The sequence below is a fragment of the Sporosarcina sp. CAU 1771 genome, from assembly GCF_054482775.1.
The window spans coordinates 1-9,463 of sequence record NZ_JBTLRN010000045.1; the positions used below are offsets into that span (position 1 = coordinate 1).

Consider the following 9,463-nt stretch of genomic DNA (forward strand, 5'->3'; position numbering starts at 1 on the left):
GTTAGAACAATAATAATAAGATGTAAAAAAAAGGGAACTGATTGGTCTTAAAAGACCTGTTCCCTTTTTTTATTTTCATGAACACATTCGAATGGTATAAAAAGTAAGATATTGTTTATAGTGGGTTTTATGCAACGCTAGTGTCAGATGCCTGTGCAAGAAGCTATTCAGACAATACACTACAATTGCATAAAAATTTATAGAGGATACCGACTGTGTAACACTTTGTCGGTATCCTCTATGGTTTTATTCGGAAGTCGTGACTGGTACAGGTCGCTTTTGTGCTATTCGACTTTCATCGAAATCAGGACGTCATGGATTGCGACGAGTTTTACTTCAAGCCGGTGCAATAGGTAAAACGATACGATAATTGGGAAGCCAATTTCTTGTACAAGATTCAGCCATTGTTCCATTTTTTTTTCCTCCTCACTGTGGTTGATTCAAGGCAGCTAGACCGCCAGATGATATATTTTAGGTGAAAAAAACCGGCCTCATGGGAAAGGCTGAGGCCGGTAGAACTCCTTATTCGACGTCTAAATCGGTTACGTTGCGCTCAACAATGCGCGCGCCAATAGCTGTATCAATCAACTGTCCTTCGACTTGAAAGACTTGGGAGTTGATGATCTCCTGCATTGCAGCGCTAACTTCTAACGCTGTTAAGTCTTCACGTGGTTCATCGACAGTAAGCGCGACTTTTTTGCCGGCTGCCGTACTGAAATTCAATTGTAATGTTTTCGCCATTTTACATACCCCCTTTTTTTAGTTGTGGTAAAAATTAGTTCGTGATGCTTGAAGTTTCTACTTTCTCAGCACCGATAAACGGTAAAGATGAAAGATTTGCAAGTTCCTCAAGCCCTTTGTACAAGTTGTCCGCACTTGCTGTCGCAGAAATGTTGCGGTACGTCTTCGACTTTTGGATCAGCTTGCCCTCGTCGGTAACGCCACCGTCGAAATGCACACGCCCAACCGCATTCTTAAAATTGAGTGTCGCCATGTTCTCACCCCCTTCATCTCTTATATAGAAGGTTCGGAGGGGAAAGGGGACGGTTGGGTGGAGATTTTTTTCGGTGCCTGTGCACGGTGCAATTCTGACACTATTCGGAATTGTTTTGAATTGTGTCGTGCACAGGCAGACTTTTTCAGGCAGACTTTTTAATGTAGGAAATTTCTATACTCGGAAGTTTGATTTCAGGAACCTTTCAACCGGCTATATCCGATTCAATGGGATTGACCATGTGCACCGCGGGCTCTTCCGTTTCTTTACAGAAGATAAACAGTTTGCTATATTAGGGTGGTGCAAAGGTAGAATATTCTGATTTATATTCATTGCAAAACCTAATTTTTCAAAAGAAAAGGGAACGAATTCAGACAGTAAAAAAAGGGGGAATAGGAAATGACGAACTATCCGATTCATCAAATACGCGCTAAGTTTCCTGCACTAAATAGAACGTATAAAGGGCGACCGGCTGTCTATTTTGATGGTCCAGGCGGTTCCCAAGTCGTTCAAGGATCGATTGACGCGATTGTAAGATACATGGAAAATGGCGGAGCCAACCTTCACGGACAATCTCCAACGAGCCGTGAAACTGAAAAGTATATTCAAGAAGCAAGGGAAGCAGTAGCTGACCTATTGGGGGCGCGGTCGGAAGAAGTAGCTTTCGGGCAAAACGCGACTTCGTTAGTCTTTTCAATCGCCAGAGCAATCGGAGAAACGTGGAACTCGGGGGATGAAATTGTTTTAACTGAAATGGATCACCCGGCCAATATCGATTCTTGGTTAACCGTCGCAGAGCAAAAAGGTGTGAACGTGCACTGGATTAAAGTAGATCCTGATACATGTACGTTGGATTTAACGAATTTAGATACGATTATTAACGAAAAAACGCGTTTAGTTGCAATTACGTTGGCTTCAAATGCAATTGGCACCATTCCAAATGTTGAAGAAGTTGCTTGGCGAGCCAAAAAAATGAATGCACTTTTGTCTATTGATGCGGTTCATGCAGTTCCGCACTTTGTAGTTGACCGGGATAAGTTAGGAGCAGACATCATTTTCTGTTCTGCGTATAAGTTTTTCGGTCCGCATGTAGGAATTTCTGTGATTCGTAAAGATATTTTTGAAAACCTGGACACGTATAAAGTCGCTCCTTCGCCTGCTACTATACCTGACAAACTTGAAACAGGAACGCAAAACTTTTCGGGGATTTCAGCGATTCGACCAGCAATCGAGTTTATCGAAAACCTGGGAAGTGGTTCATCGCGAAAAGAACGAATTCGCAGTGGGTATGAACGAATTGAAAGACATGAAAATCACTTGGCCGATTTGATTCGCGACGGGTTAGCAGCTATAGAAGACGTGCACGTTTTTCAGGCACCGAATCACATTGCCAAAACACCTACGATTGCCTTTTATATCGATTCCATTCAACCGGCTGATTTTTGTAGGCAGATGGCAGAGGATTATTCTATTTTTGTTGCTGATGGCCATTTCTATGCGACTAGACTAGCCGATCGACTGGGAGTGCTTGAAAAAGGTGGATGGATACGTGCGGGGATTGCGCCGTATAACACAGTTGAAGAGGCCGAGAGATTTGTTGAGGCAGTTAAACAAGTGACGATGGCTGCAAGAATAGAAACGAAAGTGAACTGAATAGGGAAAGACAATTTTGGAGGCGAATTCTTATGGAAATGGTACAAAAAGAAAATTTGTCGCAATTGACAAATGAAGTGAAAGATGAAGTCGTTAAGTGGAGAAGGTACTTGCATGAAAGACCAGAATTGTCATTCCAAGAGGTGGAAACGTCCCAATTCGTCTACGATACGTTAAAAGAAATGGGTAACCTTGAACTTTCTCGACCAACTAAAACGAGTGTGATGGCTCGGCTAATTGGTGCCAAACCGGGAAACGTGTTGGCGATCCGAGCTGATATGGACGCATTGCCAATTGAGGAAGAGAATGATGTTGAATACGCCTCGAAGAATTCAGGAGTCATGCATGCATGCGGTCATGACGGTCATACAGCGATGCTTTTAGGAACGGCAAAAATCCTGTCGCGTTTCAAGGACGAGATTGCGGGAGAGGTACGTTTTTTATTCCAACATGGCGAAGAACAGCTTCCCGGCGGTGCGGAAGAAATGATCGATGCAGGTGTGATGGATGACGTGGATTTTGTAATCGGGGCACATTTATGGTCACCAATCGAAGTCGGTAAAGTCTTTACAGTTGGCGGTCCTTTAATGGCGGCAGCCGATATTTTTACGATTACAATTTGCGGTAAGGGAGGCCATTCCGCTTTACCGCATACCACAATCGATTCTCTTGCGGTGGGCATGCAAGTCGTGAACAATTTGCAACATATTGTGTCTCGTAAAACAGATCCATTTGAGAGTCTGGTTGTGTCAGTAACTAAATTCACAGCAGGTACATCGCATAGCATCATACCAGAAACGGCTTCTATAGTCGGTTCAGTGCGCTCATTTGATAAAGAAGTACGCGAAGCCACACCGAAATATATGGAGGAAATCGTAAAAGGAGTTACAGCGGCTCATGGGGCTAGCTATGTCCTCGATTATCAATGGGGTTATCGACCGGTTATCAATGATGAAAAAGTTACTTCTATCATACAGGAAACAATTGTTGATGTTTTAGGGGAAGAGTCACTTATCAGTCAAAATCCAATGATGATTAGCGAAGACTTTTCCGCATTTCAGCAAAAAGCACCGGGATGCTTCTTTCTTATCGGGGCGGGAAATCAGGAGAAAGGAATAACCTATCCACATCATCATCCTAAGTTTGAGTTGGATGAAGACGCATTGAATATCGGAGTTGAAATTTTTGTGCATGCTGCATTTCGATTTTTGAAGTTTTAGGTGTCCGCTTAAAGCGATGCCTGTGCACGGTGCAATTTCAACACTATTCAGAAATGTTTTGAATTGTGTCGTGCACAGGCAGATTTTTTTCTAGTTGCTTATAAAAATCTTAATAGCTTAATTTGTAATTTACCATATTATTCACCTGGCTTTCTAATTAATTAAATCAAAGATAATCAATGATGAACGAAAGGAACCTATTGTTGGTTTGATATAATGGAGAAGTAAACGCAATTAATAAATGGTGAAGAAATAAAGTAAGAACCTACTGGGTAGGCTGTGATGAATGGCTACTTAGTGGGTGCTTTTTTCTTGAGTTGAATTGGATTAGTTAGAGCAATGCTATTTATCTAGCTATAAATATGTTAATATATGATATAATTAATTATGCGTATTTGGTTTTAAAGGACGTGTGATGAATTGACTAGAAAGTTTACTATAACATTTCAAAACCTTGAAAAAATGGAATTTTACGATGTTCTGTCCTTTGAAGAAAAACAAATTAATGAAATGCTTGAAATTGCCCTTCAATATACAAAAAAACAATTGCAGGAATATGAAGAAAAAGGTTTCGATATTACCTATTTGACCTCAAGTCAAAAATGTAGGGTTTTATCTTCTAAAAATCGGGTTATTTACGGGAAAAGTCCTGAAGAACTAAAAAAAGAGAAGAAAGTTGTTGTTTCACTCCATTCTCAAGGTAGAATACTTGAAAGATTAGGTTCTAATAAACTTAAAACAATACTAGATATAATACAAAGGATTATTGATGCAGATAAAGTTTTGAAAGCACAGTTTAAAGGGTATAGTTCATTATCCTATACTTTAACCAAAAATGGAGATCGAACGTTTAATAAACTTCCAATTAGTTTTAAATGGGTTAAAGGGAGGCGACAAGTTTTATCAGTTACCTTTGCCCAGCGTGATGCTCTACCATCAAAAATGACTACAAAAATAGCTCATAATGATGTATTCGCAGATAAAATGGTTGAATATAGAAGGAAATTAGTGGAACGAAGTCAGGGGAAGTAAAGAACATCAGTAATATTTCTTGAATATATATGTACTAGTGTTTAAAAATAAAAATACAGGTTAAAAATGAGTAATAGAAGGGATGAATGCAAATGCTTACCGTATACAGGGAGGTTCAAACAATGAAAGATGAACCATCTACTTACAAAAAGGATATTCAATGGGAAATTGAAGAATGTGCATATGTTGTTCGAAATGTCCCCTACCTAAAAGCAGATTACGACGAAGAAGAAATGCTAGATTTGGATGTTTCAATTGCGTTGACTACTTTGCGTGATTTAATGTTCGAGAATGCAATCCCACATGAAGTTGATTATGAAGACTTTGCGGATATTGAATTTTAATTTGCTCTATCTTATATTTCAAATCACCATCTAAATTTATAGAGACTTTTAATTGAATGAAACGAATCAAGCTCATTGCCTAAAATGGTAATGAGTATTTTTGGCTCTATAATATTAATTTCAGATACCCACTAGCGTTGCATGGCTGTAAAATCACTGGAAATACGACAAGAAATGCAAAAAAAGGCGATGCCTGTGCACGGTGCAATTCTGACACTATTCAGAATCATTTTTAATTGTGTTGTGCACAGGCAGACTTTTTTTGAAGATCATAATTCGACAGAAGATGCTAAATCGGAGGAAAAGAAGAACAACTTCGGTGGAAAAAATGATAGGTCCTAACGAGAAAAGAACGGTCTTAACGATGAAATGATAGGTCCTAATAAAGAAAACATAGGTCTTAGCGAAAAAATGATAGGTCCTAATGGACAAAATAGTATTCATAATGATGAAGCGATGCCTGGTGAAGCGATGCCGGTGAAGCGATGCCTGTGCACGGTGCAATTCCGACACTATTCAGAGTTGTTTTGAATTGTGTCGTGCACAGGCAGACTTTTTCGTTGAATTGAAAAAGGTGCCCGTATATACACCCTTCAGAATGGATTCCGAAACGTGTATATACAAAGGCACCTTTCACTTTTCACTTTTCACAAGTACTCTACAAGTTAATCACCGACGATGCTTAGGCACCAATTGAAGTTTTCCCAAGCGGTATACCAGCCGGTGAAATACTCTTGTGAATCATCCCAACGAACTTCGAATTTCTTTTGACCATCTAGCTCAACTAAATACAATTCCAACGTAGTGTCTTCTTTAGATACTGCCAACTTCATGCCTTTTTCGAGTTCTTCCTCGGTGAGCAATACATCTGAAACCGAACGTAGCTGGGCTTGTTCAAATACTTGTTTGTTAATGATTCTATAATCCATACTCAACCTCCAATAAACCATTTAGTCTTTATATGTGCTCCTACTTCATCTGCAAATAATAAAACTACAGAAGTCTATTTTATATGCATTTGGCTGTGAAATCAAAGATGAATTGATTTGCTCAATTCAATTAATTTTGTAGAGGTTACTGTATATGCCATTTATACCATTCGATGCCTGTGCACCACACAACTTTGACACTAATCAGTTAATTAGATTTATAAGCAGCAGGAACGAACTGTTGAGCAGCGAACAAACACGGAATTTTAATTTACATAGGCGAAGGTGTTGAAGAGTTAGCGATAAAGGTTGGGGAAGTTACTCAACAGTTGGCGGATACTGTGCAGTTGCCTTAATTAGAAATCATGCATCAAAAAGATTGTTGAAGGACCATTTTATGAAGACTCTAACTTTACAAAAAAACGATGTTAATTGACAATAGAATTAAGAATTTTTTTATTAATGATGGGGGATATGGCATGAGTGAAATGAAGGAGAACGATAAACAAGAATTATCGTTAGTAGAAAAAGCATTTGATCTGTTTGAAAAAGAAGGTATTGGCCTTCCCATAGAAGATATAAAGAATCTAATGCAATTTGCACCAAATATAAAAGACATGTTTTTGAAGGTAGCCGACTTGTCCTCTAGTTCATCACAAAATGTTTTTGACGTTTTAAAGCAGATTGTTTTGGTCTATCAAGATGAATTGAAGAGAGAGGATTTGAGTCAAGAAAATCGAGAAGCTATTTACGATCGAATGGACAAACATGTTATGAATGCGCTTGAACTAGACGATAGTAATAAAAAGTTTATTGTAGGTGCAATGGGGGTAGTCCTCACGGCTTTAGTTGGTGGCGCGGTTAAGTTTGGACCAAGAATTATTAAAGGAGCGATCAAGAAATAAATTGTGAAGCTTACTTTGAATTGGGTTTGTTTGGTGCATGGTTGTGCTAGTGAGTAGTTTATAAACAGGACATTTTGTAAATGAATTTATGGGGTCTTGCTCATCACACTATGTGGTGGGCATTTTTGATTTGGGAAGCGTTGCCTGTGTGGAAGCGTTGCCTGTGCACGGCGCAACTTGTACACGATTCAGAATTGTGTTGAATTGTGTGGTGCACAGGCACGGTTCACTACTTTCCAATCGAAAAGTACATGATCTGACAGCACTTATCTATGTTCATTATACTTATATTGGCAGTGAGGGTATTAAGGCCGCACGGTATAGTGATCTAAGGACATTATTAGAACGCACAAAAAGGTTAGAAGAAGCATATACTAATCAAGATCCATTGATAGCGGTGTATAAGTACTTTAAAAAAATAATTGACTCCATCAGTTAATCTTTTGTGTTTGACTTCATAATTTGATTGGTGTAGTATTTTATTTAAGGAAAAAATCGGTTCGCCCGGTTTGCAATAGCGGGGTCTTACTTCGCTTAAGTTTATCGTACTAGCACTCGTCTTTGGACGGGTGCTTTTCTTTTTGGAAAAGCAAATATAATGTTCTGTCTAAAGGTCGAACTAGGCTCATCTCCATTTAGGGAGGTGGGTCTTTTTTACGTTTTATTCAGTGAAATTTGCGTGCTCTAGTTAGAAAAGGCGGAAATATAATCGCCATCTACTATATATAGAAGATAATAAATCGTTGCCTGTGCACGGCGCAACTCGGACACGATTCAGAATTGTTTTGAATTGTGTGGTGCACAGGCACGATTCACTCTCCTGGAATTTATAACTTATGGTTCAATTTTCTCTACGGGAAACATATGTTTAACTATTGAAAGGAGAGGTGCAGCTTGGGTTTGCTCTTATATTTAATTCTTGGCGGTATGATTGGTTGGTTCGCGGGAATAATTTTAGGGAAAGACTTGCCGGGCGGGGTTATCGGGAATGTTATTGCTGGCATTATCGGTGCATGGATTGGAGGCAGATTGCTTGGGAATTGGGGTCCGAAACTCGCTGATTTTTACATTATCCCTGCAATCATCGGTGCACTTATTTTCGTTATTATCGTAAGTTTTATTATGAAATCAATGCGTAGAAGATGGTGATTTTTTTAAAAAGGAGTGCGCGTTTATTCATTTCTTGGCGCCAGCACTGAAAACAGCAGTAGGGGCTATTCGCTCAGGCAAATTTCTGCAAAATTAAAAGAGGACCAGACGCATCCAGTCCCCTTAAGTGCAAGCCGAAGCTATACACCAATAGTAGTTATATCGTATGATATTGCATTCCCTTTTATTCGTAACGGGGGATTGATCTACTTAAATCGACAATCAAATACTAGGATGAGTTACTGTATTACGAAGCTCTTTAATCATGAAAATGATAGCCTCCGCGACTCTTCCGTTTTGATTAAAACATGAATTGAAATTTATCTAGTGGAGCGCAGAGTATAAGAGCGAACTTGAGTAGTGACGCAATTGTTGAATTGAAAAAGGTGCCCGTATATATGCCGTTCGGAAGTGGTTCCGAAATGTGTATATACGAAGGCGCCTTTTTTATTCTAAGTTAACTTTTCTTAAAACGTTTCCAAAGGAAGAATCCAACCAATCCAGCAACAACAGCTAGGATTCCTGCGTATAGGTAGTACGGGTTTGTTTGTGAATCGGTCGCTTGTTCAGATGGAACTGCAATTTGACCCTCACCGATGATTGCTAGATCGTCCGCAGCATTCACAAGCTCAGCCGTTCTGTCGCAAAGTGTAGTAGACAAAATGTCTTTTCCGTTCGAATCCATTGTGTTGGCGTAGACTAAATACTCTTTTCCAACGATGAAATCGATCCCACATCCGGCGGAATCGTTGCCGGTAAAAACGGAAACCGTTGCGCTGTCGATCCCTTTCCAAATCTCGTTTACTTGGAATTGAACTGTTTTTCCGTAATCGTTTTTGCTTTTTTTAACGTCCACGACTTCACCACTAAAAACAGCAGCCGCTTCGGTTAGGGCAACATCTGGGGATGGCGGCATCATGCATGAACAAGCCGCGGCTGGGATTGGTTTAAAATAGACGCTTAACAGAATGAGTAGCAAGAGTGGAAGTATACGTTTTCCCTTTTTCATAAGAATTCCTCTTTTCATTCGATATAGGATTAGTTCGTTTTAGGGGGGGAAGAAGTTTCAATGGTTTGAAAATTTTTGAGCGGTGCCCACTAGCGTTGCATAGAAGTAAAAATATGTAAGATGTCCTTAATTAGGAAATTATTATCGTAGTTTAATAACTTGCAAAAACACAAAAAAGCTCCTAATGTAGGTAAGGAAACGACGACTAAATCAGTTCCCTACACTATC

General features: G+C 39.4%; 11 protein-coding genes. 6 read left to right on the forward strand and 5 right to left on the reverse strand.

Annotation, left to right across the window (positions count from 1 at the left end; translation table 11 throughout):
• Nucleotides 1-284: 284 nt before the first annotated feature.
• The 3 genes from ACXYMX_RS16675 to ACXYMX_RS16685 form a co-directional block, all read right to left on the reverse strand.
• On the reverse strand, nt 285-413 hold the full coding sequence (locus ACXYMX_RS16675) for a YvrJ family protein (protein WP_459045372.1): 129 nt from the start codon (nt 411-413) through the stop codon (nt 285-287).
• 109 nt (nt 414-522) lie between these two features.
• Nucleotides 523-741: a DUF2922 domain-containing protein gene (locus ACXYMX_RS16680; RefSeq protein ID WP_459045373.1), complete on the reverse strand. Its 219-nt coding sequence runs from the start codon at nt 739-741 to the stop codon at nt 523-525.
• A gap of 34 nt (nt 742-775) precedes the next feature.
• Complete coding sequence (locus ACXYMX_RS16685) at nt 776-994, reverse strand: DUF1659 domain-containing protein (protein WP_459045374.1); 219 nt, start codon at nt 992-994, stop codon at nt 776-778.
• Nucleotides 995-1,393: 399 nt separating this feature from the next.
• On the opposite strand from ACXYMX_RS16685, the gene ACXYMX_RS16690 reads away from it, so the two are divergent.
• The 4 genes from ACXYMX_RS16690 (at nt 1,394) to ACXYMX_RS16705 (ending at nt 5,243) form a co-directional block, all read left to right on the forward strand.
• A complete protein-coding gene (locus tag ACXYMX_RS16690) occupies nt 1,394-2,647 on the forward strand; it encodes a cysteine desulfurase-like protein (RefSeq protein ID WP_459045375.1) in 1,254 nt (417 codons plus the stop codon).
• A 38-nt stretch (nt 2,648-2,685) separates the two neighbouring features.
• Nucleotides 2,686-3,867: a M20 family metallopeptidase gene (locus ACXYMX_RS16695; RefSeq protein ID WP_459045381.1), complete on the forward strand. Its 1,182-nt coding sequence runs from the start codon at nt 2,686-2,688 to the stop codon at nt 3,865-3,867.
• 420 nt (nt 3,868-4,287) lie between these two features.
• Nucleotides 4,288-4,899: a hypothetical protein gene (locus tag ACXYMX_RS16700; protein WP_459045376.1), complete on the forward strand. Its 612-nt coding sequence runs from the start codon at nt 4,288-4,290 to the stop codon at nt 4,897-4,899.
• A 122-nt stretch (nt 4,900-5,021) separates the two neighbouring features.
• Nucleotides 5,022-5,243 carry a hypothetical protein gene (locus tag ACXYMX_RS16705; RefSeq protein WP_459045377.1) on the forward strand — a complete coding sequence of 74 codons (222 nt, stop codon included), beginning with the start codon at nt 5,022-5,024 and terminating at the stop codon, nt 5,241-5,243.
• 665 nt (nt 5,244-5,908) lie between these two features.
• On the opposite strand, the gene ACXYMX_RS16710 is transcribed toward ACXYMX_RS16705, so the two are convergent.
• Nucleotides 5,909-6,172, reverse strand: a complete 264-nt coding sequence (locus ACXYMX_RS16710; RefSeq protein ID WP_459045378.1) for a hypothetical protein — start codon at nt 6,170-6,172, stop codon at nt 5,909-5,911.
• A gap of 479 nt (nt 6,173-6,651) precedes the next feature.
• Between ACXYMX_RS16710 and ACXYMX_RS16715 the strand changes: the two genes are divergently transcribed.
• Together ACXYMX_RS16715 and ACXYMX_RS16720 are read left to right on the forward strand one after the other, a co-directional pair.
• Nucleotides 6,652-7,077, forward strand: a complete 426-nt coding sequence (locus tag ACXYMX_RS16715) for a hypothetical protein (RefSeq protein WP_459045379.1) — start codon at nt 6,652-6,654, stop codon at nt 7,075-7,077.
• 927 nt (nt 7,078-8,004) lie between these two features.
• A complete protein-coding gene (locus ACXYMX_RS16720) occupies nt 8,005-8,226 on the forward strand; it encodes a GlsB/YeaQ/YmgE family stress response membrane protein (RefSeq protein WP_459045382.1) in 222 nt (73 codons plus the stop codon).
• A 457-nt stretch (nt 8,227-8,683) separates the two neighbouring features.
• Here the strand turns inward: ACXYMX_RS16720 and ACXYMX_RS16725 are convergent, their stop codons facing one another.
• A complete protein-coding gene (locus ACXYMX_RS16725; protein ID WP_459045380.1) occupies nt 8,684-9,235 on the reverse strand; it encodes an LPXTG cell wall anchor domain-containing protein in 552 nt (183 codons plus the stop codon).
• Between the last annotated feature and the right edge of the window lie 228 nt (nt 9,236-9,463).